Origin of the sequence: Streptomyces sp. NPDC017520 (assembly GCF_044329855.1) — a bacterium.
Classification (GTDB): domain Bacteria; phylum Actinomycetota; class Actinomycetes; order Streptomycetales; family Streptomycetaceae; genus Streptomyces.
Genome location: NZ_JBIRKB010000002.1, coordinates 337,504 through 359,410 on the forward strand (window position 1 = coordinate 337,504; position 21,907 = coordinate 359,410).

The window sequence follows — 21,907 nt, forward strand, 5'->3', positions numbered from 1 at the left end:
TGCCGATGGTGGGCCCTCCCCCCGGCAACGGCACGGCCTCAGTAGCGGTACTGCTCGTTCTGGCCGGTGTCGTACCCGTTGGCGTACGGAGCGGGCGTCGCGGGCCGCTCCGGCTCCATCGGGGGGTACTGGTCGGTGTCGCGCTGCTGGGGGACCCAGACACCGCCGGGCGGAGTGTCGGCGACGTAGCCCGGGGCGTAGGGGTCGGGGTAGCTCTGCTGCCCGCCCTGGCTGTCGTAGCCGTCGCCGCCATGGCCGTAGACGTCGCGACCGCCGTAGGAGGGGGCTCCGTTGGTGGTGCCGATGTACGGGTCGGAGTAGGCGGCGTAACTCTGCGGGTCGGTGCCGTAGTCGTAGGTCCCGGCGTAGGGATCCTGGGCCGGGGGCTGTTCGTAGCCGGTGTACGGGTCGTACGCGGCGTACTGCGGCTGGGCCGAGGGGTCGGCCTCGTGGCCGTGGTCCTGGCGGGCGCTGCCGTTCGCGTCGTAGCCCGTGTTCCCGTACACGCCGTACTGGCCGGTGTCGTCGGGCAGGGGCTGCGGTTCGTGGACGGACTGGGCGGGCGGGCCGGCCGGGGGCTGGTCGTACCCGGGTTCGGTGACCTCCAGGTCCGAGACCTCCAACCTGGGGTCCTTCACGGCGGCGCCCTCGCCGCCGCCCCTGCGCCGGCGGCTCTCCCTCGGACTGGCGCCTATGGCCCAGCCGGTGGAGAAGCCGCGCCGGAAGGACAGCGTCACAAAGGTCTGACCGGTGGCGAAGGCCAGCGTCCCGACGACGATGACCGGAACGGAGGCCAGCAGCACTCCGACCACCACGCCGAGGAAGCCGCCGAAGGCGAGGAGCCGCCAGCGCAGTCGTGCCTTGTACTGCAACAGCACCTCGCCGAGCAGCCACAGGGCCACCAGACCGAAAGCGATGTAGAGGACCGTCCAGCCCACGCCCGCCCCCTCCTTCGGCCGTAGCCGCGTCGGCGGCGGGTACGACCGGTCACGACTGCTTGTGCAGTCCGAGTTTTTCGTAGATTTCGAGCGTAGCCGTCGAGTTGTTGAGCGTGATGAAGTGCAGTCCGGGCACACCCTCGGACAGCAGCTTCCCGCAGAACTCCGTTGCGAACTCGATGCCAATGGAGCGTACAGCGACTGGATCGTCCTTGGCTGCGAGGATGCGCTCTTTCAACGACGCGGGCACGGTCGCGTTGCTGAGCTGGGAGAACTTTTCCAGTTGCTTCACGCTGGTAAGGGGCATGACCTCGGGGATCACCGGCGTTTCGCAACCCGCGGCGACCACACGGTCACGCATCCGGAGATAGTCCTCCGGGCGGAAGAACATCTGGGTGATCGCATAATCCGCGCCCGCCCGGCACTTGTCCACGAAATGACCGATGTCCGTCTCCCAGTCGGACGACCGGGGGTGCATTTCGGGGAATGCCGCCACGCCGACGCAGAAGTCGCCCGACTCCTTGATGAGACGGACCAGGTCGGCGGCGTACTTCACCCCCTGCGGGTGCTCGACCCACTCGCCCATCGGGTCGCCCGGCGGGTCGCCTCGGACCGCGAGGATGTTCCTGATGCCCGCGTCGGCGTACTGCCCGACCATGTTGCGCAGCTCGGCGACGGAGTGGTTCACCGCGGTGAGGTGGGCGACCGGGGTGAGGGTGGAGTCGGCGGCGATCTGCTGGGTGGCCCGGACCGTCCCGGCGCGGGTGGAACCGCCGGCGCCGTACGTCACGGAGACGAAGCTGGGACGGACCGCCTCGACGCGCCGCAGCGCGTTCCAGAGATTCCGCTCGCCCTTCTCCGTCTTGGGCGCCCAGAACTCGAAGGAGTACGACGTCTTACCGGTCGCCAGCAGGTCACGCACGGTGAGCGCGCGATCTGTCCTGGTGGAGGGTGTGCCAAGGGCCATAGGGGGAGGTTATCCAGGGGGCGGGTGCTCCCCCAAGCGGAGCAACCGACTTTGTCTCGTTTTGCCGGACTGTTGTCCATCCCTCGGACACGTGCCCGCCGGATTCCGCAGCGCGGGCGAGCAGAGAATCAGAGCGCGCGGGCCCTGACGCGTCGGGCCAGCTCGGCGGTGGCGGCGGCGGGATCGCCGGCCTCGGTGATGGCCCGGACGACGACGACCCGGCGGGCTCCGGCGTCCAGCACCTGATCCAGATTGCCCGCGTCGATCCCGCCGATCGCGAACCAGGGCCGTGACCCGCCGAGGGAGGCGGTGTAGCGCACGAGGTCGAGGCCGGGGGCGTGGCGGCCGGGCTTGGTGGGGGTGGGCCAGCAGGGGCCGGTGCAGAAGTAGTCCACCCCGTCCTGGGCGAGCGCCGCGTCGACCTCGGCCTCGGCGTGCGTGGAGCGGCCGATCAGCCGGTCGGCGCCGATGATCGCCCGGGCGGCGGGGACCGGGAGGTCGCCCTGGCCGAGGTGGAGCACGTCGGCGCCGATGGCGTGGGCGACGTCGGCGCGGTCGTTCACCGCGAGGAGCTTGCCGTGCCGGCGGCAGGCGTCGGCGAACACGGCAAGGTGCTCCAGCTCCTCGGCGGCCTCCATGCCCTTGTCCCGGAGCTGGACGATGTCGACGCCGGCGGCGAGCACCGCGTCCAGGAAGGCGGGGAGGTCACCCTGGCGCCTGCGGGCGTCCGTGCACAGGTAGAGCCGGGCGTCGGACAGCTGCTCGCGAGGCGTGGACATGGGTGGGCTCCCCCGTGGTCGTGACGGTGCACGGGCCGCGCCGGGCGGCCCGTGCACCGCTTCCTGTCGTGTCGGTCAGACGGCGAGCGCCTGGGCGCGGCGCTTCACCTCCGTACCGCGATTCTCGCTCAGCGCCTGCGCGGGGGTGCCGGGCAGGGTCGGGTCGGGAGTGAAGAGCCACTCCAGCATCTCTTCGTCGGAATAGCCGTCGTCCCTCAGGAGGGTCAGGGTGCCGGAGAGGCCCTTGACCACCTTGTCGCCGTCGATGAAGGCGGCCGGCACCTGGAGCGCCCGGTTCTCACCACGGCGTACGGCGATGAGCTGGCCATCCCTGACCAGCTGCCGTACGCGCGTCACCTGGACATCGAGCATTTCCGCGATGTCGGGAAGGTGGAGCCAGGCGGGGACGAGAGCATCGGTCTTTGCGTCAATCTCGGTCACAGGGACAAGCGTGCCATCCCGGACGGACAGCCGGTACCCGGGCCGACCGTACGGGGGCGGCCCGGCGGGTCACCGGTCCCTCACAGGGCGGCGGACTTCAGCGGCACGGCGGGGTCGGCCACCTTCTCCGGGTCGAGGGCGGCCCCCGACTCGATGAGCCTGCGGCCCTGGGCGAGGTCGCGCGGGCGGCCTACGGCGAGCACGGCCGCCAGCGCGCCGTCGCGCAGCCAGCACACCGACCAGGCGGCGTCAGCCCCGTCGCCGCGCCACACCAGGGTGTCGGCGTCCGCGTGGTGGCCGGCGTACTGCACGAAGCGGCCGAACTGCTCGGACCAGAAGTACGGGACCGGGTCGTAGACGGGGAGCGGCTCCCCGTCCCGTGCGGCCATGATCGCGGCGGCCGCCGTGCGGGGGCCCTGGAGGGCGTTGTCCCAGTGGTGGACCAGCAGGCGTGTCCCGTAGCGGGCGGAGGGGAAGGAGGCGCAGTCCCCGACCGCGTACACATCGGGCAGCGAGGTGCGCAGCGCGCTGTCGGCGGTGACCGAGCCGTCGGGGCCCAGCGCGACCCCGGAGCCGGCGAGCCAGCGGGTGGCGGGGCGCGCGCCGATGCCGACGACCACGGCCCCGGCGGGCAGCACCCGGCCGTCGTCGAGGACGACGGCCCCCTCCTCGACGCGGTCGACCCGGGTCCCGGTGAGGAGTTCGGCGCCGCTGTCGGCGTACCAGGCGGCCATGGGGGCGGCCACCTCGGCGGGCAGGGTGCCCGCGAGCGGGCGGGCGGCGGCCTCGACGACGGTGACGGCGCAGCCCGCGGCGCGGGCCGCGGTGGCGAACTCGGCGCCGATCCAGCCCGCCCCGACGACGACCACGTCGTGCTGCCGGTCCAGGACGGGCCGCAGCCGGGCGGCGTCGTCGAGGGTGCGCAGCAGGTGGACGCCGGGCACGCCCTCGGAGCCGGGCAGGGTGATGGGCTCCGCGCCGGTCGCGAGGACCAGGGCGTCGTAGGACACCGGCCCGTCGGCGGTGTCCAGCACATGGTCGGCGGCGCGCAGGGCGGCGACGTCCAGGCCGAGGCGCAGGGTGATGTCCAAGGCCTCGAAGTCGACGTCGAAGGCCGAGTCCTCGGCCTTGCCGAGCAGGACGGCCTTGGACAACGGCGGCCGGTCGTAGGGCTGGTGGGGTTCGGCGCCGATCAGGGTGACGGGCCCGGTGAAGCCCGCCTCGCGCAGGGCCACGGCGCTCTGCACGCCCGCCATGCCCGCACCGGCGACCACCACGTGCCGTGCCTGCCGCGCCGCCCGCTGTTCCGTCTGCTCGCTCACCCGTCCACCTTAATCACCTGATGGTGCGTCAGACAGAGGGGTGCCGGAGGGAACCCGGGAAGGAGCTCAAGAAGGAAGCTGTTCCACCACGCTGGTGCCGCTGCCCTCCTGGGACTCCCAGACCCACCGCTCCTCCAGCCGCACCCGGCCGTCGGCGAGGTCGACGACCGTGGAGAGGCAGTGCCCGGACGAGGTCGTTCCGTCCTGCTTGAGCTGCACGTAGCGGAAGTCCAGCGCGTCCCCGTCGCGGGTGCCGACGAGATGACCGCGCACCACGTCGCCGCCCGCGTACTCGGCCCAGATCCGGCCGTCCCGCTCGTGGTACGTGAAGCGGGTGCGGGTGCCGACCTGGCCCGGGGCCTGGTCGGCGACGGGTGACAGGACGAGTCCGTCGAGCGAACGGGCCATGACGGGCGCTCCTTTACTGACCGCGGGCGAGGGGGTCTAGGCTGGCCACGGTAGAACACTCGCGGGAGCCCGGACGCACCGGGCTGAGAGGGAGGCTGGCCGGCCTCCGACCGTACGAACCTGCTCCGGGTCATGCCGGCGAAGGGAGGGGCTGGACACCCATGCGCGTCTCGGAGAGAAGCTCCGGATCCGATGCCCTCGTCAAGAGAGGCTCCGGATCCGACGTCCTCGTCATCGGGGGCGGAATCATCGGCCTGGTCACGGCGTGGCGGGCCGCCCAGCGGGGGCTGCGCGTCACGGTCGCGGACCCGGAACCGGGCGGCGGCGCCGCCCAGGTCGCGGCGGGCATGCTGGCCGCCGTCACCGAACTGCACTACGGCGAGCAGATGCTGCTCGGGCTCAACCTCGCCTCCGCCGCCCGCTACCCCTCGTTCGTCGCCGAGCTGGAGGAGGCGAGCGGCCGGGACACCGGCTTCCGGACCTGCGGCACGCTCGCCGTCGCACTGGACTCCGACGACCGGGCGCATCTGCGCGAACTGCACGCCCTCCAGGAGCGTTCGGGCCTGGAGTCGGTCTGGCTGAGCGGCCGGGAGTGCCGCCGCCTGGAGCCGATGCTGGCCCCCGGCGTCCGGGGCGGCCTCCGGGTCGACGGCGACCACCAGGTGGACCCCCGCCGCCTCGCCGCGGCACTGCTGACCGCGTGCGAACGGGCCGGGGTCGCGTTCCGCCGGACGACCGCCGAGCGGCTCACCGTGGCCGGGGGCCGGGCCGCCGGGGCGCTGCTCGGCGACGGTACGGAGTTCGCGGCCGATCAGGTCGTGCTCGCCGCGGGCAGTCTCAGCGGCCGGCTCGCCGGGCTCCCGCCGGAGCTCGTGCCGCCGGTCCGCCCGGTCAAGGGCCAGGTGCTCCGGCTCACCGTGCCCCGGGCGTACGCCCCCTTCCTCAGCCGCACCGTGCGCGCCGTGGTCCGGGGCGGTCACCTCTACCTCGTGCCGCGCGAGAACGGCGAGCTGGTCGTCGGCGCCACCAGCGAGGAGATGGGCTGGGACACCACGGTCACCGCCGGCGGGGTGTACGAGCTGCTGCGCGACGCCCACGAGCTGGTACCGGGCATCACCGAGCTGCCGCTCACGGAGACCCGGGCCGGTCTGCGTCCCGCCTCGCCCGACAACGCCCCGCTGCTCGGCCCGACCGCCCTGCCCGGTCTGCTGCTCGCCACCGGCCACCACCGCAACGGCGTCCTGCTGACGCCCGTCACCGGGGACGCGATGGCCGACGTCCTGACCACCGGCGAGCTGCCCGAGACGGCCCGCCCCTTCGCCCCCGGCCGTTTCGAGACCGCCGTCCTCGCCGCCCCCGTACCCCAGGAGCAGCCCGTATGACCCAGCAGTACGCCGTACCGGAATCCGGCGCCACCGTCTCCGTCCCGGTGTCCGCCGCCACCGTCTCCGTCTCGGTGAACGGGGAAGTCCGCGCCGTTCCCGCCGGGACGGATCTGGACGCCCTCGTCGCCACGCTGACCCCGGCCCGCTCCGGGGTCGCCGCCGCCGTCAACGAGAGCGTCGTCCCGCGCGGCCAGTGGGCCGCGACGAGGCTCGGCGAGGGCGACCGCGTCGAGGTCCTGACCGCCGTACAGGGAGGCTGACCATGTCCGACGACGTCTTCACGCTGGGGCCCACCACGTATCGCTCCCGGCTGATCATGGGCACCGGCGGGGCCCCGAGCCTGGACGTGCTGGAGCGCTCGCTGATCGCCTCCGGCACCGAGCTGACCACGGTCGCGATGCGCCGGCTCGACCCGACCGTGCGGGGTTCGGTGCTCTCGGTGCTGGAGCGGCTCTCCATCCAGGTCCTGCCGAACACCGCCGGCTGCTTCACCGCGGGCGAGGCGGTGCTGACCGCCCGGCTGGCCAGGGAGGCGCTCGGCACCGACTGGGTGAAGCTGGAGGTGGTGGCCGACGAGCGGACCCTCCTGCCCGATCCGATCGAGCTGCTGGACGCGGCCGAGGTCCTGGTCGACGACGGGTTCACCGTGCTGCCCTACACCAACGACGATCCGGTCCTGGCCCGGAAGCTGGAGGACGTGGGGTGCGCGGCGATCATGCCGCTCGGCTCCCCCATCGGCTCCGGGCTCGGCATCCGCAACCCGCACAACTTCGAGCTGATCGTCGAGCGGGCCGGGGTGCCGGTGATCCTCGACGCGGGGGCCGGGACCGCCTCGGACGCGGCGCAGGCGATGGAGCTGGGGTGCGCCGCTGTGATGCTCGCCTCGGCGGTGACCCGGGCCCAGGAGCCGGAGCTGATGGCGGGTGCGATGCGTCACGCGGTGGAAGGCGGCCGGCTCGCGTACCGGGCGGGCCGGATTCCGCGCCGCCACTTCGCCGAGGCGTCCTCGCCGGTGGACGGGCGGGCGGCACTCGACCCGGAGCGGCCGGCGTTCTGAGCGCCGGTACGTCATCGGGGGCGCCGCCCCCGAACCCCCGCTCCTCAATCGCCGGAGGGGCTTGAATCGCCCCCGGACGGGCCGGAAGCCCGGGCGCGCGGCCGAAGGACGTGTCCCTGTCACGGATCGGCTGCAGAACGGCCCCGGGTACGCCCTCGCCCGTCCGGGGTGTCGGCGGCGGCTCGTAGACTCTCGGGGTGGACACGACCCTCCAGGACCCTCTCGTCGGGCAGCTGCTCGACGGCCGGTATCGCATTGAGGCGCGCATCGCCGTCGGCGGGATGGCCACGGTCTACCGGGCCGTGGACACCCGCCTGGACCGGGTGCTCGCCCTCAAGGTGATGCACCCGGCGCTCGCCACCGACGTCTCGTTCGTCGAGCGCTTCATCCGTGAGGCCAAGTCGGTGGCCCGCCTGGCGCACCCCAATGTCGTCGCGGTCTTCGACCAGGGCGCCGAGGGCGCGTATGTCTACCTCGCGATGGAGTATGTGGCGGGCTGCACCCTGCGCGACGTGCTGCGCGAGCGCGGGGCCCTCCAGCCCCGGGCGGCGCTGGACATCCTGGAGCCGGTCCTCGCCGCGCTCGGCGCCGCGCACCGCGCCGGGTTCGTGCACCGGGACATGAAGCCGGAGAACGTCCTGATCGGGGACGACGGCCGGGTGAAGGTCGCCGACTTCGGACTGGTCAGGGCGGTCGGCACGGCCACCGACACGACCGGCTCCCTGCTGGGCACCGTGTCGTATCTGGCCCCCGAGCAGATCGAGCACGGCGACGCCGACACCCGCAGTGATGTGTACGCCTGCGGGGTCGTGCTCTACGAGATGCTGACCGGCGTCAAGCCGCACACCGGCGAGAACGCCGCCCAGGTCATCTACCGGCACCTCAACTCCGACGTCCCGGCCCCGTCCGCCGTCGTGCCGGGGCTCCCGGTCGCGCTGGACAGCCTGGTGGCGAGCGCGACCGCCCGCAATCCCGAGGTGCGCCCGCACGACGCGGTACTGCTGCTGGCCGAGGCGCGTGAGGCCCGTGCCACGCTGACCGACGCCGAGCTGGACGCCGTCCCGCCGGGGGCCCTGTCGGATGCCCATGACGGCGCGGACGACCGTACGAGCGTGATCCCGCGGGCCCTCCCGGCGGACGGCGACGGGGGCGGAGTGCACCGCACCAGCCGGCTGGTGATGGAGCCCGCCGGCCCCGCCGCCCCCCGGCGCGGGGCCGGTCGTCGCGGCCCGTTCGGCGGGCCGCACCGCAAGCTGATCACCGTGCTCGCCGCCGTACTGCTGACGCTGGGCATCGGGACGGGCGTCTGGTACATCAACTCCGGGCAGTTCACCCAGGTCCCCTCGCTGCTGGGCCAGACCCAGCAGACCGCCGAGAAGCGGCTCTCCGACGAGGGGCTCGGGCTGAAGGGCGTGGAGCGGGTCTTCAGCGACACCGTCGAGCGGGGCTCGGTCGTGAGCAGCGACCCCGCCTCGGGCGACCGGATCCGGGGCAACGGCTCGGTGAAGCTCGTCGTCTCGCGGGGTCCGGAGATCGTGCGGGTGCCCGATGTGGCGGGCCGTTCCCTCGCGGACGCCCGGCGCTCCCTGAAGAAGGTGGGCCTGGCCCCCGGGATGGTGACCAGACAGTTCAGCGAGGACGTGGCCCGCGGCGAGGTGATCCGCACGGATCCCCGCGCGGGCACCGACCGCACCCCGGACACGGCCGTGGCGCTCGTCGTCAGCAAGGGCGCCCCGATCGACGTCCCGGACGTCACGGGGCTCTCCGCCGAGGAGGCCACCGCCGAGCTGGCGGCCGAGGGGCTGAAGGCCGAGGTGCTGCCGGGCCGGGTCCACTCCGCCGAGGCCGAGGGAGATGTGGCCGAGCAGTCCCCCGGCGGGGGCACCGAGGCCGCCGAGGGCGACACGATCGAGCTGACCGTCTCCAAGGGCCCCCGGATGCTGGACGTCCCGGACGTCACCGGCCGGGACGTCGACGAGGCGCGGAGCACCCTGGAGGAGGCGGGCTTCGACGTGAAGGTCGACCGGCCGTTCCTCTCCTTCAGCGACACGATCGCGAGCCAGTCCGTGGACGGCGGCGAGCAGGCCCCGGAGGGGTCCACGATCACGATCAAGACCAAGGGGTTCTAGAACCAGATGCACACGCTGCGCAACCCGGTGGGCGGACACGTTCCGGTCGCCGGCGGTCTGGCCAAGGTCGGCCTGGAGTACGCCCGGGAGCTGGCGGCGGAGACCGTGCAGGTCTTCGTGGCCAATCCGCGCGGCTGGGCCACGCCCGCCGGGAACCCGGCGCAGGACGAGCTGTTCCGGGCCGGGTGCCGGGCGGCCTCGATCCCGGCGTACGTCCACGCCCCGTATCTGATCAACTTCGGCTCGCACACCGAGGCGACGGTCGAGAAGTCCGTGGAGTCCCTGCGCCACTCACTGCGGCGGGCCCGGGAGATAGGCGCGCTGGGTGTGGTGGTGCACACCGGTTCGGCGACCGGCGGACGGCCGCGCGCCGAGGCGCTGGCCCAGGTGCGCGAGCACCTGCGTCCGCTGCTGGACGAGCTGACCCACGACGACTCCCCGGATCTGCTGCTGGAGTCGACGGCCGGCCAGGGCTTCTCGCTCTGCTCGCGGACCTGGGACTTCGGTCCGTACTTCGAGGCACTGGACTCGCACCCGAAGCTGGGCATCTGCCTGGACACCTGCCACATCTACGCCGCCGGGCACGATCTGGCAGGTCCCTCGGGGATGCGGCAGACGCTCGACCTGCTGGTCGACACGGTCGGCGAGGGGCGGCTCAAGCTGATCCACGCCAACGACTCCAAGGACGTCGTGGGCGCCCACAAGGACCGGCACGAGAACATCGGCGCCGGTCACATCGGGGTGGAGCCCTTCCGGGAGCTGCTCGCGCATCCGGCGACCGAGGGCGTGCCGCTGATCATCGAGACGCCCGGCGGCAAGGAGGGGCACGCGGCGGACGTGGCCCGGTTGAAGTCCCTGCGCGAGCCGCGTCAGAGCTCGGGGCCGTCCCCGGGCTCCTCCTGATAGGAGTAGCGCTGCTCGCCCCAGGGGTCGCCGATGTTGTGGTAGCCCCGTTCCTCCCAGAATCCGCGCCGGTCCGCCGTCATGTACTCGATGCCCCGGACCCATTTGGGGCCTTTCCAGGCATACAGATGCGGGACGACGAGGCGGAGCGGGAAGCCGTGCTCGGCGGTGAGGAGTTCGCCGTCCTTGTGGGTGGCGAACAGGGTGTGCTCGGCGGCGAAGTCGTCGAGGCGCAGATTCGATGAGAAGCCGTACTCCGCCCAGACCATCACATGGGTGGCGTCGGGGGCGGGCGGCGCCAGTTCGAGGACCGTACGGGCGGGGACTCCGCCCCATTCGGCGCCGATCATGCTGAATTTCGTCACGCAGTGCAGATCGGCGACGACCGAGGAGAACGGCAACGCCGAGAACTCCTGGTGGTTCCAGCAGTGCTTGTCACCGTCGGCGGTGGCCCCGAAGACCCGGAACTCCCAGCGGTCGGGCTTGAACTTGGGAACGGGCCCGTAGTGGGTGACCGGCCATCCGCGTTGCAGCCGCTGTCCCGGCGGAAGCTCGGACTGCTCTGTCTCGCGGTTTTCCCGGCTTTCCGGCTGACCCATGCCTCCATGGTGACAGACAGGCAGGGGTGGTCATGACCAGGGGAGCGTCCCATCCGGGCAACTCGTACTAAGCGTGCACTTACTGGACGGCCACCGGGCGCGGTGCGAGGATCTCGCCAACTCGCCAGATCGATCACCGGTTGGAAGGAGCCTTTGCCATGCAGGGCGACCCCGAGGTCCTTGAGTTTCTCAATGAACAGCTGACCGCCGAATTGACTGCCATCAACCAGTACTTCCTGCACGCCAAGATGCAGGACAACTTCGGGTGGACGAAGCTCGCCAAATACACCCGGGCCGAGTCCTTCGACGAGATGAAGCACGCCGAGATCCTCACCGACCGGATCCTGTTCCTCGAAGGGCTGCCGAACTACCAGCGGCTCTTCCATGTGCGGGTGGGCCAGACGGTCACCGAGATGTTCCAGGCGGACCGCCAGGTCGAGGTGGAGGCGATCGACCGCCTCAAGCGCGGTATCGAGGTGATGCGCGGCAAGGGCGACATCACGTCCGCGAACATCTTCGAGTCGATCCTGGCGGACGAGGAGCACCACATCGACTATCTCGACACCCAGCTGGAGCTGGTCGAGAAGCTCGGTGAGCCGCTCTACATCGCCCAGCTGATCGAGCAGCCGGAGAGCTGACCGTCAGGCGGCTTCCGGCAGGCGTGCGTCCCCGAGCGCACGCACGGCGGCGGGCTCCTGTCGCTGGTCGAGCAGCTCACGGCGGGGGCAGTCGCCCCGGCCCAGCAGCGCCTGGATGCGCCGCACACATCCACCGCAGTCCGTCCCCGCCTTGCAGGCCGAGGCGATCTGGCGGGGTGTGCAGGCTCCGGCGTCCGCATGCTTCTTGACCTGTGCTTCCGTGATGCCGAAGCAGGAACAGACGTACATGCGGTTCACCTCCCTGCGGGTCGGTCACGGGCGCCGCTCCGATTTCCACGGTGAGGCTAACCTAACCTTACCCGCCGCTCAACCGGCGGAAAAGCCCGGATACGACTGTGGGGCACGGATCACATGGATCCGTGCCCCACAGGTGCGACTGCCGGAAGATCCTCCCGGCCTGCCGGACTCCTACTGGTCGCGGTACATCTCGGCGACGAGGAAGGCCAGGTCGAGGGACTGGCTGCGGTTGAGCCGGGGGTCGCAGGCCGTCTCGTAGCGCTGGTGCAGGTCGTCCACGAAGATCTCGTGGCCGCCGCCCACGCACTCCGTGACGTCGTCGCCGGTCAGCTCCACGTGGATGCCGCCCGGGTGGGTGCCGAGGCCCTTGTGGACCTCGAAGAAGCCCTTGACCTCGTCCAGGACGTCGTCGAAGCGGCGCGTCTTGTGGCCGGAGGCGGCCTCGAAGGTGTTGCCGTGCATCGGGTCGGTCACCCAGGCGACGGTCGCGCCGGAGGCGGTGACCTTCTCGACCAGCTCGGGGAGCTTGTCGCGGACCTTGTCGGCGCCCATCCGGACGACGAAGGTCAGCCGGCCCGGCTCGCGCTCGGGGTCGAGGCGGTCGATGTAGCCGAGCGCCTCGTCGACCGTGGTGGTCGGGCCGAGCTTGATGCCGATCGGGTTGCGGATCCGGGCGGCGAACTCGATGTGCGCGCCGTCCATCTGGCGGGTGCGCTCACCGATCCACACCATGTGGGCGGAGGTGTCGTACAGCTCGCCGGTGCGCGAGTCCGTACGGGTCAGCGCCGACTCGTAGTCCAGCAGCAGGGCCTCGTGCGAGGCGTAGAACTCGACCGCCTTGAACTCGGCCGGGTCGGTGCCGCACGCCTTCATGAAGTTCAGCGCGTTGTCGATCTCGCGGGCCAGTGCCTCGTAGCGCTGACCGGAGGGGGACGACTTCACGAAGTCCTGGTTCCAGGCGTGGACCTGGCGCAGGTCGGCGTAGCCGCCGGTGGTGAAGGCGCGCACCAGGTTCAGCGTGGAGGAGGACGCGTGGTACATCTGCTTCAGCCGCGCGGGGTCCGGGATCCGGGCCTCCTCGGTGAAGGCGAAGCCGTTCACCGAGTCGCCGCGGTAGGTCGGCAGGGTCACGCCGTCGCGGGTCTCGGTCGACTTGGAGCGCGGCTTGGAGTACTGACCGGCGATGCGGCCGACCTTCACCACGGGCACGGAGGCCGCGTAGGTCAGGACGGCGCTCATCTGGAGCAGCGTCTTCAGCTTGGCCCGGATGTGCTCGGCGGACACCGCGTCGAAGGCCTCGGCGCAGTCGCCGCCCTGCAGCAGGAACGCCTCGCCCTTGGCGACGGCTCCCAGGCGGGCACGCAGCTGGTCGCACTCGCCGGCGAAGACGAGCGGCGGATACGACGCGAGGTCCGCGAGTACATCGCGCAGGGCCTCGGAGTCGGGGTACTCGGGCTGCTGCGCCGCGGGAAGGTCTCGCCAGGTGTTGCCACCGGCGACGGAGGTATTGGCGTTCACGGTCACGAGCACAACATTACGGGGTCGGAAGAGGCGTCCAGCCGTGCGCTCAACAGATGAGACACGCGCTCCGATGCCGGGACCGGTCCGCTAGGGTCGGGGCATGTCGACGCGACTGATCGGGATCTCGATCCAGAACTGGTGGTGGACCGCTCATCCGGCGGCCCGCTGATTCATCGCGCTGACACTTCGCGAAGGCCGCCCGAGGGGCGGCCTTTCTGCGTTGCGGAGCCGTTCCTCCCCCTGTGAATCCCGTACGCGATGCCGTACGGGCCGTCCGGAAGGAACCTGCTCCCATGTCGCAGACCGCATCCCGCTCCGCCTCCGGTCTCATCCGCCGGCTCCTGGCGGACGACGCCCCGCCGTTCGCCCTGCTGCGCCGGCGCACGCCCGGCCGCGACCACGATCACGTCGAACTGCTGATCGGCGGGGTGCGGGAGGCGGACCGGCTGGCCGACCTGCCGGTGGGCGCGGCGCCCGCGCTGGCCCTGGTGCCGTTCCGGCAGATCGCCGAGCGCGGCTTCGACGTGCGCGACGACGGCACCCCGCTGAGCGTGCTGGTCGCCGACGAGACGCACGAGCTGGAGCTCGCGGAGCTGCTGGCCGCGCTGCCCGCCCATGACGTGCGGGTGGAGGACCGGGGCTTCGACGTGGAGGACGCTGAGTACGCGGAGATCGTGCGGCGGGTCATCCGGGACGAGATCGGGCAGGGCGAGGGCGCGAACTTCGTGATCCGGCGGACGTTCCGGGGCGAGATCCCCGGGTTCGGGCGGGCGGACGCGCTGGCGCTGTTCCGGCGGCTGCTGGCGGGCGAGCGGGGCGCGTACTGGACGTTCGTCGTCCACACCGGGGACAGGACGCTGGTGGGGGCGAGCCCGGAGGTGCACGTACGGATGTCCGGCGGGACGGTCGTGATGAACCCGATCAGCGGGACGTACCGCTACCCGGCCGAGGGGCCCACCGCGACGGGCCTCCTGGCGTTCCTGGGGGACCGCAAGGAGAGCGAGGAGCTGTCCATGGTGGTCGACGAGGAGCTGAAGATGATGTGCACGGTGGGCGACATGGGCGGGGTGGTGGTCGGGCCCCGGCTCAAGGAGATGGCGCACCTCGCGCACACCGAGTACGAGCTGCGCGGGAAGTCCTCGCTGGATGTGCGGGACGTACTGCGCGAGACGATGTTCGCGGCGACCGTCACCGGCTCCCCGGTGCAGAACGCGTGCCGGGTCATCGAGCGGTACGAGTCCGGGGGCCGCGGCTACTACGCGGGCGCGCTGGCCCTGCTGGGCCGGGACGCGAACGGGGCGCAGACCCTGGACTCGCCGATCCTGATCCGTACGGCCGACATCGCCCCGGACGGCTCGCTGAAGGTGCCCGTCGGGGCCACCCTCGTACGCCACTCGGACCCGGAGAGCGAGGTCGCCGAGACGCATGCCAAGGCGGCCGGGGTGCTCGCCGCGCTGGGGGTGCGGCCGGGCCGGCCCGGGGCGGAGGCGGAGCGCCCGCGGCTGGCGTCCGACCCCCGGGTGCAGGCGGCCCTGGACGACCGGCGCGGGGGGCTCGCGCCGTTCTGGCTGCGGATGCAGGAGCGCACCCGGGATCTCGCGGGGCACGCGCTGGTGGTGGACGGCGAGGACACGTTCACCGCGATGCTGGCCCATCTGCTGCGGGCGTCCGGGCTCGACGTCTCGGTGCGGCGCTACGACGAGCCGGGACTGCGCGAGGTGGTCCGGGCACACGAAGGACCCGTGGTGCTGGGTCCGGGACCGGGCGATCCGGGCGATCTCACCGATCCGAAGATGCGACTGCTGCGGGAGATCACCGCCGAGCTGGTGCGGGACCACCGGCACGGGCTGCTGGGGGTCTGCCTCGGGCACGAGCTGATCGCGGCGGAGCTGGGTCTGGAGATCGTGCGCAAGGCCGTGCCGTACCAGGGGGCACAGACCCGGATCGAGCTGTTCGGCCGGCCGGAGACGGTGGGTTTCTACAACAGCTTCACCGGGCGGTGCGACGGCCCGGCCGCCGTCGAGCTGGCCGCGCACGGGATCGAGGTGAGCCGCGACGAGGCGAGCGGTGAACTGCACGCGCTGCGCGGTCCCGGATTCGCCTCGGTGCAGTTCCACCCGGAGTCGGTGCTGACGGTGCGGGGCTCGGTGATCGTGACGGAGCTGCTGGCGGGGCTGCCGGTGGTGCCGAGCTGAGAGGCTGCGAGGTCACCCGAGCCTCCGAGGGGCGGCTTCACGCCCTCGGCACGAGGACGTTCTCGCTGTGGCGGCGGGCCAGGTAGTCGGTGACGTTCTTGACGGTCGCGTCGATGATCTGGCCCACCGCGTCCTCGGTGTAGTACGCCTGGTGGGAGGTGACGACGACGTTGGGGAAGGTCACCAGCCGGGCGAGGGTGTCGTCGTCGATGCCCTCCAGGGACTTGTCGAGGAAGAACAGCCCGGCCTCCGCCTCGTACACGTCGAGTCCGACGCCGAGGAAGCGGCCCGCGCGCAACTCGGTGACCAGGGCGGCGGTGTCGATGAGGCCGCCGCGGCTGGAGTTGACGAGGATCGCGTCGTCCTTCATCGCCTTGAGGGCGGCCGCGTCCAGGATGTGGTGGGTGCTCGGCAGCAGCGGCACATGCAGGCTGATCAGGTCGGCCTCGGCGAACAGCCGCTCCTTGTCGACGTACTCCATGCCCAGCTCGACGCAGGCCGGGTTCGGGGCCACGTCCCAGCCGAGCAGCTTCATGCCGAAGCCGTGGGCGATCCGGGTGAACGCCTCGCCGATCTTCCCGGTGCCGAGCACGCCGACGGTCCGGCCACGCATGTCCCGGCCGAGCAGCCCGTCCAGGCGGAAGTCGAAGTCCCGGGTGCGGCTCGCGGCGCGGATGATGCGCCGGTTGACGGCCATGGCGAGCGTCCAGGCGAATTCGGCGACCGAGTACGGGGAGTAGTACGAGACCCGGGCGACACGCAGGGCGAGGCGCTCGGCGACCTCCAGGTCGATGTTGTTGAAGCCGGTGGAGCGCTGGGCGATCATCTGCGTGCCGCCCGCGGCGAGCGTCTGGAGCACCTGGGCGCCGAGGTCGGCGTTGACGCTGGTGGAGACGATCTCATGGCCGGCCGCGATGGGGGCGGTGTCCCGGTTCAGGAAGACGTCCAGGCAGCGGACCTCGTGCAGCCCCGCGAAGGCCTTCTCGATCAGGGGCTTCTCGTCGGACTGCACACCGAAGGCCAGGATTTCCACGGGTTCTCCCGAGCTGTTTCCGCGGGCGGGGCCGGACAACGCGAATATACGGCTCCGCCCGGTCAGGCGTCGTCGAGGCCGCGCTCGATGGCGTACCGCACGAGTTCCACGCGGTTGTGCAGCTGGAGCTTGCCGAGGGTGTTCTGCACGTGGTTCTGCACGGTGCGGTGCGAGATGACCAGGCGTTCCGCGATCTGCTTGTACGACAGTCCCTTGGCGACCAGTCGCAGCACCTCGGTCTCCCGGTCGGTGAGCTGCGGGGCCTTGGGCTCGTTCGACGCCACGGGGACGGGGTCGGAGGCGAGCCGGCGGTACTCGCCGAGGACCAGGCCCGCCAGGCCCGGGGTGAAGACCGGGTCGCCGGCCGCGGTGGAGCGGACGGCGTCGGTCAGCTCCTGGGTGGAGGCGGACTTCAGCAGATAGCCGGTGGCCCCGGACTTCACCGCCTCCAGGACGTCGGCGTGCTCGCCGCTCGCGGAGAGGACCAGGACCCGCAGGCCCGGGTGGGAGCCGACGAGCTCCTTGCAGACCTGGACGCCGGGCATGCCGGGGAGGTTCAGGTCGAGGACCAGGACGTCCGGGCTCACGGCCTTGGCCCGGCGGACCGCCTGCGGGCCGTCCCCGGCGGTCGCGACGACGTCGAAGCCGGACTCGGCCAGATCGCGGGCGACCGCGTCGCGCCACATGGGGTGGTCGTCGACGACCATGACCCTGATGGGCCGGTCCGCGGCCCCCTGCTCGTCCTGTGTCGTGTTCTGCGTACTCATCGGGCCGATCCTGCCTTCCCCCGGGAAACCTTCGGTGCTTTCGGAACCTTCAACTCGACCTCGCAGCCCTGTCCGGGCACCGAGATCAGCTCTGCCGTGCCGCCCAGGTCGCGCAGCCGGCCCCGGATGGACAGCGCGACGCCGAGCCGCCCCTCCCCCTCCGCCTGGGCGAGCCGCCCCTCCGGGATGCCGGGGCCGTCGTCCCGGACGGTGACGATCACCTCGTCCGGCTCGTCCTCGACCAGGATCCACGCCTGGGCCTCCGGGCCCGCGTGGACCCGCACGTTGTCCAGCGCGGCGCTGACGGCGGCGGCCAGCTCACGGGCCGACTCGGCGGGGAGCAGCACCGGGGCGCCCGGCTCCGCGAAGCTCGTGCGGGATCCCGCGTGCGGGGCGAGCAGGGCGCGCAGGTCGCAGGCGGCCCCGGCCCCTTCGTCGTCGTCCACGTCGACCGTGCGGACCTGGGCCCCCTCGGCGGCGTCCTCGGAGACCCGGGTCGGTGGGACCAGGCCGCTGGAGACCAGGGTGCGCAAAGCGACCTCCTGCTCCCCGGCCATCCGGCCCAGCTCGGCCGCCTCGCCGCCGATGGCGGTGCCCCGGCGCTGGACCATGGCGAGGACCTGGAGCACGCTGTCGTGGATGTCGCGGGCGAGCCGTTCGCGTTCGCGGGTGGTGGCCTCGATCTCCAGGGCGCGGGCCAGGGTGCGTTCACTGGCGCGGGCGACCTCGACGACGTACCCGATGGCGATGGAGGCGACCCAGACCAGCAGGACGTTGTGGTAGGTGTCCCGGCTGGGCTCGCCGCGCTGGATGATGTTGGCGGCGGCGACGAACGTGGAGGCGAAGGCCGCCCACCGCCAGCCGCCCTTGATCGCGAAGGCGAGGACCGCGCCGGCCGTCCAGATCGACGGCAGCGTCGGACCGTCGAACGACTGGGAGTCGAAGTCGGCGAGCGGGGTGAGCAGGATGCCGGTCAGCGCGACGATCAGGTCCGCGACGAGGAACCGTTTGGTGCAGCTCGCGGCCGAGCGGACCTTCGGCAGCGTGGCGAGCGTCCAGACGAGGAGGAACGCCAGGTAGGCGACGGCCACCCACGGCCGCTCGAACCTCTGCTGGCCGAAGTTGTCCTTCCCGAAGATCGCGAGCAGCACCGCGTAGAGCATCGTCAGGACGCGGTAGCCCGTCAGCGCGCGCCAGAGCGGCAGCTCGACCGACATCCGTACGACCCGCTCACGCTTGGCCATGGCCCCCACCCCCCGGACGGTGAACGACGCGGTTACGCGTCGGACCGTTCCGTTCCGTTCTCGTCGCTGCTCGCGGCGGCCTGCTTCTGGGCGCGCTTGGCCTCTTCGGCCCTGGCCTTCGTCTCCTGGGCCCTGGCCTTCGCCTCGTCGGCGATCTGGCGCTTGGCGGCGGTGGCGTAGACGTCCACGTACTCCTGGCCGGAGAGCTTCATGATCTCGTACATGACCTCGTCGGTCACCGAGCGCAGGATGAAGCGGTCGCCGTCCATGCCCTGGTAGCGGCTGAAGTCCAGCGGCTTGCCGATCTTGATGCCGGGGCGCATCAGCTTGGGCATCACCTGGCCGGGCGGCTGGATCTTCTCGGTGTCGATCATGGCGACCGGGATCACGGGCGCTCCGGTGGCCAGCGCGACCCGGGCCAGACCGCCGGGCTTGCCCCGGTAGAGGCGGCCGTCGGGCGAGCGGGTGCCCTCGGGGTAGATGCCGAAGAGGCCGCCGCTCTCGACGACCTGGATACCCGCCTTGATCGCCGCCTCGCCCGCGCCGCGCGCTCCGGAGCGGTCGACGGGGAGCTGGCCGACGCCCTTGAAGAAGGCGGCGGTGAGCTTGCCCTTGACGCCGGGGGCGGTGAAGTACTCGGCCTTGGCGATGAAGGTGACCTTGCGGTCCAGCACGGCCGGGAGGAAGAACGAGTCGGAGAACGACAGGTGGTTGCTCGCGAGGATCGCCGGACCGCGCTCGGGGATGTTCTCCAGGCCCTCCACCCACGGCCGGAAGGCGAGCTTCAGGGACCCGCCGATGGAGAACTTCATTGCGCCGTAGATCAACTCTTGTGCCTCCTGTGTGCTGTGGTTGAGACCTTAGCCTGTGGGGCCGTCGCGGCCGGTGCCCGGCATGGGCGGACCGGCCGCCCGGACGGGCCGTCGCGGGGCGGCCCCGGGGGGCGTGACGGCCCTGGTCGGTGTCGGTCCGGTCGCGTACGGTGAAGTCATCCGTCAAGCACTCCCCCGGGTGCCCGCCCGCCCCGTCCCACGAACAGGAGACCCTGGTGCCGGTCCTCCCTGGAGCCGAGCCGTTCCGCCACGAGGGCGGAGAGGTCGGCGTCCTCCTCTGTCATGGCTTCACCGGATCGCCGCAGTCGCTGCGCCCCTGGGCGGACCATCTCGCCGAGCGCGGGCTGACGGTCTCGCTGCCGCTGCTGCCGGGCCACGGCACCCGCTGGGAGGACATGGCGGTCACCGGCTGGCAGGACTGGTACGCGGAGGTGGACCGGGAGCTGCGGGTCCTCGGGGAGAAGTGCGAGCGGGTCTTCGTCTTCGGTCTGTCCATGGGCGGCGCGCTGAGCCTGCGGCTCGCGGCCAAGCACGGGGACGCGATCAGCGGTCTGGTGCTGGTCAACCCGGCCAACAAGGTGCACGGCCTCTCGGCGTACGCGCTGCCGGTGGCCCGTCATCTGGTGCGGACGACCAAGGGCCTGGTCGACGACATCGCGCTCCCGGGCTCGCACGAGGTGGGCTACGCCAAGGTGCCGCTGCACGCCGCGCACTCGGTGCGGCAGTTCTTCCGGCTGGTCGACGGGGAGCTGCCCCAGGTGACCCAGCCCGTGGTGGTGCTGCACAGCCCGCAGGACCATGTCGTGCCGCCCGCGGACAGCGCACGGATCCTGAGCCGGATCTCCTCGACGGACGTCACGGAGATCCTGTTGGAACAGAGCTACCACGTGGCGACGTTGGACCATGATGCGGAGCGGATCTTCGATGAGAGCTACCGGTTCATCGGCCGTCTCGCACCGAGCGTCGGGATGAAGGGGAGCACGTCCGGTGGCTGAGCACGACGCGGAACGCACAGGCAGCGACGAGGAGCGCGAGCCGCGCCCCACGGAGCCCGAGCCCGCGGCCGTCCCGGAGGGGACGAAGCCGGAGGGGACGAAGCCGAAGGGGGCGGAGGGAGCGGAGCAGGAGCGGGCGATCGACGAGGACGCGGCGTGGGCCGCGATCGTCGAGGGGTACGGGGAGGAGCCGCCGGACCCGCCGGGCGCCAAGCCGTTCAAGTCCATCGAGGACCTGGCCCTGCTGGAGGACGATCAGCGCAATGTGGTGGGGCCGAAGGACGGCTCCGCCGGTGGCCCGGCGGACAAGGGGTCGGGCAAGGCGCCCCCGAAGCCGCCGGAGAAGAAGCCGCTGGGCAGCTCCGTGGTCTTCGCCCCCGGTGTCGCCGGCCCCCGCGACTACGAGCTGCCCGAGTCCAAGGACGACGGCGAGGGCGTGCCGGACGACGGGGACGAGGGCCATTTCGTGCCCCCGGAGCCGCCGCCGCTGCCGGAGGCCGACGTCACGGCGAAGTTCGCCTGGCTCGCGGTGATCGGCGGGCCGGTCCTGATGCTGATCGCGGTGATGCTCCGCTGGGAGATGACGTGGTGGCTCACCACGCTCTGCATCGGCGGCTTCCTCGGCGGCTTCGCCACCCTGGTGGCCCGGATGCCGCACGACGACGATGACGACACCTACGGCGACCCGGGGCGCGGCGCGGTCGTGTGACCCGTGGGAATTCTGAGGGCGGCCAGAACCGGCAGATGGTCCGTGGCCGCCCTCAGGTCGTCCCCGCTCACCCCGTCCAGCCCGCTCGGCACACCGCAGCCGAGCACCTCGATGCCCGGGGTCGCGAAGACGGCGTCGATGCGCTTACGGGGTTCGTCGGGCGGGAACGTCAGCTCGCCGCCCCACGGAGCGACGGCCCGGCAGTCCTGGAGGGGCCCGGCCAGGTGCCGGAACGCCTTGCCGGTCGGTACGTCGTTGAGGTCGCCGCCCGCCACAGCGTGGTCCACGCCCATCGCCGCCATCCGTTCCAGCAACAGGCCGGCCTGGGCGAGGCGTTCGTCGCGCTGGAGGCTCAGATGGCAGCTCAGCACCCCGAGCCTGGTCCCGGCGATCCGCACCACGGCGGTGGCGAAGCCCCTGCGGTGCAGGCCGGGGGTGAGCGGCAGCAGGACGTCCTCGGTGCGCTCGACGGCCACCCGGAGCGAGCACAGCAGCAGCGGTCCGGCGGCGGTGGCCCCGCCGCTCAGCACCACCAGGCCGCTGCTCTTCGCGAGCCTGGCCGCGGCCTTGCGCCAGCGGAAGAAGCGCGGGGCCTCCTGGACGAGGACCAGGTCGGGCGCGCAGGCGCGGATGACGCGGGCCAGCGCGGCGGTGTCGTCGTGCATCGACCGGACGTTGTAGCTCAGCACTCTGATGACGGCCGAACCGTCCGGCTCGGTACGGGAGACGGGCAGGGGCGTCAGGACCATGCGGGCCACGATACGACGGACGCCCGCCGTGGCCCGG

Annotated in this window: 24 protein-coding genes and 1 riboswitch; of the genes, 10 read left to right on the top strand and 14 right to left on the bottom strand. The window is 72.0% G+C overall.

Going from position 1 to position 21,907, the window contains the following annotated elements; translation table 11 throughout:
- Window positions 1-38: 38 nt before the first annotated feature.
- The 6 genes from ACH4KB_RS05580 to ACH4KB_RS05605 all read right to left on the bottom strand — a co-directional run bounded on the left by ACH4KB_RS05580 (window position 39) and on the right by ACH4KB_RS05605 (window position 4,855).
- The gene (locus ACH4KB_RS05580) at window positions 39-938 is read right to left on the bottom strand and encodes a hypothetical protein (protein ID WP_398063850.1); all 900 of its coding nucleotides are present in this window, start codon (window positions 936-938) and stop codon (window positions 39-41) included.
- Window positions 939-987: 49 nt separating this feature from the next.
- Complete coding sequence (gene metF, locus ACH4KB_RS05585; RefSeq protein WP_398063852.1) at window positions 988-1,905, bottom strand: methylenetetrahydrofolate reductase [NAD(P)H]; 918 nt, start codon at window positions 1,903-1,905, stop codon at window positions 988-990.
- Between the two features lie 128 nt (window positions 1,906-2,033).
- Entirely contained in the window at window positions 2,034-2,684 is a 651-nt protein-coding gene (gene thiE / locus ACH4KB_RS05590) for a thiamine phosphate synthase (protein WP_398063854.1), read from the bottom strand.
- 75 nt (window positions 2,685-2,759) lie between these two features.
- Window positions 2,760-3,125 carry an Rv2175c family DNA-binding protein gene (locus tag ACH4KB_RS05595; RefSeq protein ID WP_007451303.1) on the bottom strand — a complete coding sequence of 122 codons (366 nt, stop codon included), beginning with the start codon at window positions 3,123-3,125 and terminating at the stop codon, window positions 2,760-2,762.
- A gap of 80 nt (window positions 3,126-3,205) precedes the next feature.
- Window positions 3,206-4,447 carry an NAD(P)/FAD-dependent oxidoreductase gene (locus tag ACH4KB_RS05600; protein ID WP_398063856.1) on the bottom strand — a complete coding sequence of 414 codons (1,242 nt, stop codon included), beginning with the start codon at window positions 4,445-4,447 and terminating at the stop codon, window positions 3,206-3,208.
- Window positions 4,448-4,513: 66 nt separating this feature from the next.
- Window positions 4,514-4,855: a hypothetical protein gene (locus ACH4KB_RS05605; protein WP_398063858.1), complete on the bottom strand. Its 342-nt coding sequence runs from the start codon at window positions 4,853-4,855 to the stop codon at window positions 4,514-4,516.
- Between the two features lie 51 nt (window positions 4,856-4,906).
- Window positions 4,907-5,019, top strand: a riboswitch (TPP riboswitch).
- Between ACH4KB_RS05605 and thiO the strand changes: the two genes are divergently transcribed.
- The 5 genes from thiO (at window position 5,017) to ACH4KB_RS05630 (ending at window position 10,329) form a co-directional block, all read left to right on the top strand.
- Complete coding sequence (thiO, locus tag ACH4KB_RS05610; protein ID WP_398063860.1) at window positions 5,017-6,237, top strand: glycine oxidase ThiO; 1,221 nt, start codon at window positions 5,017-5,019, stop codon at window positions 6,235-6,237. Its footprint overlaps the riboswitch before it by 3 nt.
- Window positions 6,234-6,500 (top strand): sulfur carrier protein ThiS, encoded by a 267-nt coding sequence (gene thiS, locus ACH4KB_RS05615; RefSeq protein ID WP_398063862.1) that lies wholly within the window; start codon window positions 6,234-6,236, stop codon window positions 6,498-6,500. The genes thiO and thiS overlap by 4 nt, the downstream gene beginning before the upstream one ends.
- Before the next feature lie 2 nt (window positions 6,501-6,502).
- Window positions 6,503-7,297: a thiazole synthase gene (locus tag ACH4KB_RS05620; protein ID WP_398063863.1), complete on the top strand. Its 795-nt coding sequence runs from the start codon at window positions 6,503-6,505 to the stop codon at window positions 7,295-7,297.
- Window positions 7,298-7,494: 197 nt separating this feature from the next.
- Entirely contained in the window at window positions 7,495-9,426 is a 1,932-nt protein-coding gene (gene pknB / locus ACH4KB_RS05625) for a Stk1 family PASTA domain-containing Ser/Thr kinase (RefSeq protein ID WP_398063865.1), read from the top strand.
- A gap of 6 nt (window positions 9,427-9,432) precedes the next feature.
- Window positions 9,433-10,329, top strand: coding sequence for a deoxyribonuclease IV (locus ACH4KB_RS05630; protein ID WP_398063867.1), 897 nt, complete (start codon window positions 9,433-9,435; stop codon window positions 10,327-10,329).
- On the opposite strand, the gene ACH4KB_RS05635 is transcribed toward ACH4KB_RS05630, so the two are convergent.
- Window positions 10,296-10,928 carry a sulfite oxidase-like oxidoreductase gene (locus tag ACH4KB_RS05635; protein WP_398063869.1) on the bottom strand — a complete coding sequence of 211 codons (633 nt, stop codon included), beginning with the start codon at window positions 10,926-10,928 and terminating at the stop codon, window positions 10,296-10,298. The genes ACH4KB_RS05630 and ACH4KB_RS05635 overlap by 34 nt on opposite strands.
- A 158-nt stretch (window positions 10,929-11,086) precedes the next feature.
- Between ACH4KB_RS05635 and bfr the strand changes: the two genes are divergently transcribed.
- Window positions 11,087-11,566 (top strand): bacterioferritin, encoded by a 480-nt coding sequence (bfr, locus tag ACH4KB_RS05640; RefSeq protein WP_215104479.1) that lies wholly within the window; start codon window positions 11,087-11,089, stop codon window positions 11,564-11,566.
- A 3-nt stretch (window positions 11,567-11,569) separates the two neighbouring features.
- Here bfr and ACH4KB_RS05645 read toward each other — a convergent pair whose 3' ends face one another.
- A complete protein-coding gene (locus ACH4KB_RS05645) occupies window positions 11,570-11,815 on the bottom strand; it encodes a bacterioferritin-associated ferredoxin (RefSeq protein WP_398063871.1) in 246 nt (81 codons plus the stop codon).
- A 180-nt stretch (window positions 11,816-11,995) separates the two neighbouring features.
- Window positions 11,996-13,342, bottom strand: coding sequence for a class II 3-deoxy-7-phosphoheptulonate synthase (locus tag ACH4KB_RS05650; RefSeq protein ID WP_265602123.1), 1,347 nt, complete (start codon window positions 13,340-13,342; stop codon window positions 11,996-11,998).
- A 103-nt stretch (window positions 13,343-13,445) separates the two neighbouring features.
- On the opposite strand from ACH4KB_RS05650, the gene ACH4KB_RS05655 reads away from it, so the two are divergent.
- Both ACH4KB_RS05655 and ACH4KB_RS05660 read left to right on the top strand, forming a co-directional pair.
- Window positions 13,446-13,514: a trp operon leader peptide gene (locus ACH4KB_RS05655; protein ID WP_398064646.1), complete on the top strand. Its 69-nt coding sequence runs from the start codon at window positions 13,446-13,448 to the stop codon at window positions 13,512-13,514.
- A gap of 124 nt (window positions 13,515-13,638) precedes the next feature.
- The gene (locus tag ACH4KB_RS05660; protein WP_398063873.1) at window positions 13,639-15,540 is read left to right on the top strand and encodes an anthranilate synthase family protein; all 1,902 of its coding nucleotides are present in this window, start codon (window positions 13,639-13,641) and stop codon (window positions 15,538-15,540) included.
- A gap of 37 nt (window positions 15,541-15,577) precedes the next feature.
- Here ACH4KB_RS05660 and ACH4KB_RS05665 read toward each other — a convergent pair whose 3' ends face one another.
- The 4 genes from ACH4KB_RS05665 to ACH4KB_RS05680 all read right to left on the bottom strand — a co-directional run bounded on the left by ACH4KB_RS05665 (window position 15,578) and on the right by ACH4KB_RS05680 (window position 19,411).
- Complete coding sequence (locus tag ACH4KB_RS05665) at window positions 15,578-16,573, bottom strand: 2-hydroxyacid dehydrogenase (protein ID WP_398063875.1); 996 nt, start codon at window positions 16,571-16,573, stop codon at window positions 15,578-15,580.
- Window positions 16,574-16,635: 62 nt separating this feature from the next.
- Window positions 16,636-17,340 (bottom strand): response regulator, encoded by a 705-nt coding sequence (locus ACH4KB_RS05670; RefSeq protein ID WP_398063877.1) that lies wholly within the window; start codon window positions 17,338-17,340, stop codon window positions 16,636-16,638.
- Window positions 17,337-18,584 carry a MacS family sensor histidine kinase gene (macS, locus tag ACH4KB_RS05675; protein ID WP_398063879.1) on the bottom strand — a complete coding sequence of 416 codons (1,248 nt, stop codon included), beginning with the start codon at window positions 18,582-18,584 and terminating at the stop codon, window positions 17,337-17,339. Before macS ends, ACH4KB_RS05670 begins: the two co-directional genes overlap by 4 nt.
- 32 nt (window positions 18,585-18,616) lie before the next feature.
- The gene (locus ACH4KB_RS05680; protein ID WP_398063881.1) at window positions 18,617-19,411 is read right to left on the bottom strand and encodes a lysophospholipid acyltransferase family protein; all 795 of its coding nucleotides are present in this window, start codon (window positions 19,409-19,411) and stop codon (window positions 18,617-18,619) included.
- A 221-nt stretch (window positions 19,412-19,632) separates the two neighbouring features.
- Between ACH4KB_RS05680 and ACH4KB_RS05685 the strand changes: the two genes are divergently transcribed.
- A complete protein-coding gene (locus ACH4KB_RS05685; RefSeq protein ID WP_398063883.1) occupies window positions 19,633-20,412 on the top strand; it encodes an alpha/beta hydrolase in 780 nt (259 codons plus the stop codon).
- Window positions 20,405-21,121: a hypothetical protein gene (locus ACH4KB_RS05690; protein WP_398063884.1), complete on the top strand. Its 717-nt coding sequence runs from the start codon at window positions 20,405-20,407 to the stop codon at window positions 21,119-21,121. Before ACH4KB_RS05685 ends, ACH4KB_RS05690 begins: the two co-directional genes overlap by 8 nt.
- Here ACH4KB_RS05690 and ACH4KB_RS05695 read toward each other — a convergent pair.
- A complete protein-coding gene (locus tag ACH4KB_RS05695; protein ID WP_398063886.1) occupies window positions 21,088-21,870 on the bottom strand; it encodes an endonuclease/exonuclease/phosphatase family protein in 783 nt (260 codons plus the stop codon). The genes ACH4KB_RS05690 and ACH4KB_RS05695 overlap by 34 nt on opposite strands.
- Window positions 21,871-21,907 lie beyond the last annotated feature (37 nt).

Excerpts from the sequence above, each read along its gene's own strand:
- ACH4KB_RS05660 (WP_398063873.1), top strand. The coding sequence starts at position 13,639 with ATGTCGCAGACCGCATCCCGCTCCGCCTCCGGTCTCATCCGCCGGCTC.
- ACH4KB_RS05605 (WP_398063858.1), bottom strand. The coding sequence starts at position 4,855 with ATGGCCCGTTCGCTCGACGGACTCGTCCTGTCACCCGTCGCCGACCAG.
- macS (WP_398063879.1), bottom strand. The coding sequence starts at position 18,584 with ATGGCCAAGCGTGAGCGGGTCGTACGGATGTCGGTCGAGCTGCCGCTC.
- ACH4KB_RS05620 (WP_398063863.1), top strand. The coding sequence starts at position 6,503 with ATGTCCGACGACGTCTTCACGCTGGGGCCCACCACGTATCGCTCCCGG.
- metF (WP_398063852.1), bottom strand. The coding sequence starts at position 1,905 with ATGGCCCTTGGCACACCCTCCACCAGGACAGATCGCGCGCTCACCGTG.
- ACH4KB_RS05635 (WP_398063869.1), bottom strand. The coding sequence starts at position 10,928 with ATGGGTCAGCCGGAAAGCCGGGAAAACCGCGAGACAGAGCAGTCCGAG.
- ACH4KB_RS05645 (WP_398063871.1), bottom strand. The coding sequence starts at position 11,815 with ATGTACGTCTGTTCCTGCTTCGGCATCACGGAAGCACAGGTCAAGAAG.
- thiS (WP_398063862.1), top strand. The coding sequence starts at position 6,234 with ATGACCCAGCAGTACGCCGTACCGGAATCCGGCGCCACCGTCTCCGTC.
- ACH4KB_RS05670 (WP_398063877.1), bottom strand. The coding sequence starts at position 17,340 with ATGAGTACGCAGAACACGACACAGGACGAGCAGGGGGCCGCGGACCGG.
- thiO (WP_398063860.1), top strand. The coding sequence starts at position 5,017 with ATGCGCGTCTCGGAGAGAAGCTCCGGATCCGATGCCCTCGTCAAGAGA.
- ACH4KB_RS05630 (WP_398063867.1), top strand. The coding sequence starts at position 9,433 with ATGCACACGCTGCGCAACCCGGTGGGCGGACACGTTCCGGTCGCCGGC.
- thiE (WP_398063854.1), bottom strand. The coding sequence starts at position 2,684 with ATGTCCACGCCTCGCGAGCAGCTGTCCGACGCCCGGCTCTACCTGTGC.
- ACH4KB_RS05695 (WP_398063886.1), bottom strand. The coding sequence starts at position 21,870 with ATGGTCCTGACGCCCCTGCCCGTCTCCCGTACCGAGCCGGACGGTTCG.
- bfr (WP_215104479.1), top strand. The coding sequence starts at position 11,087 with ATGCAGGGCGACCCCGAGGTCCTTGAGTTTCTCAATGAACAGCTGACC.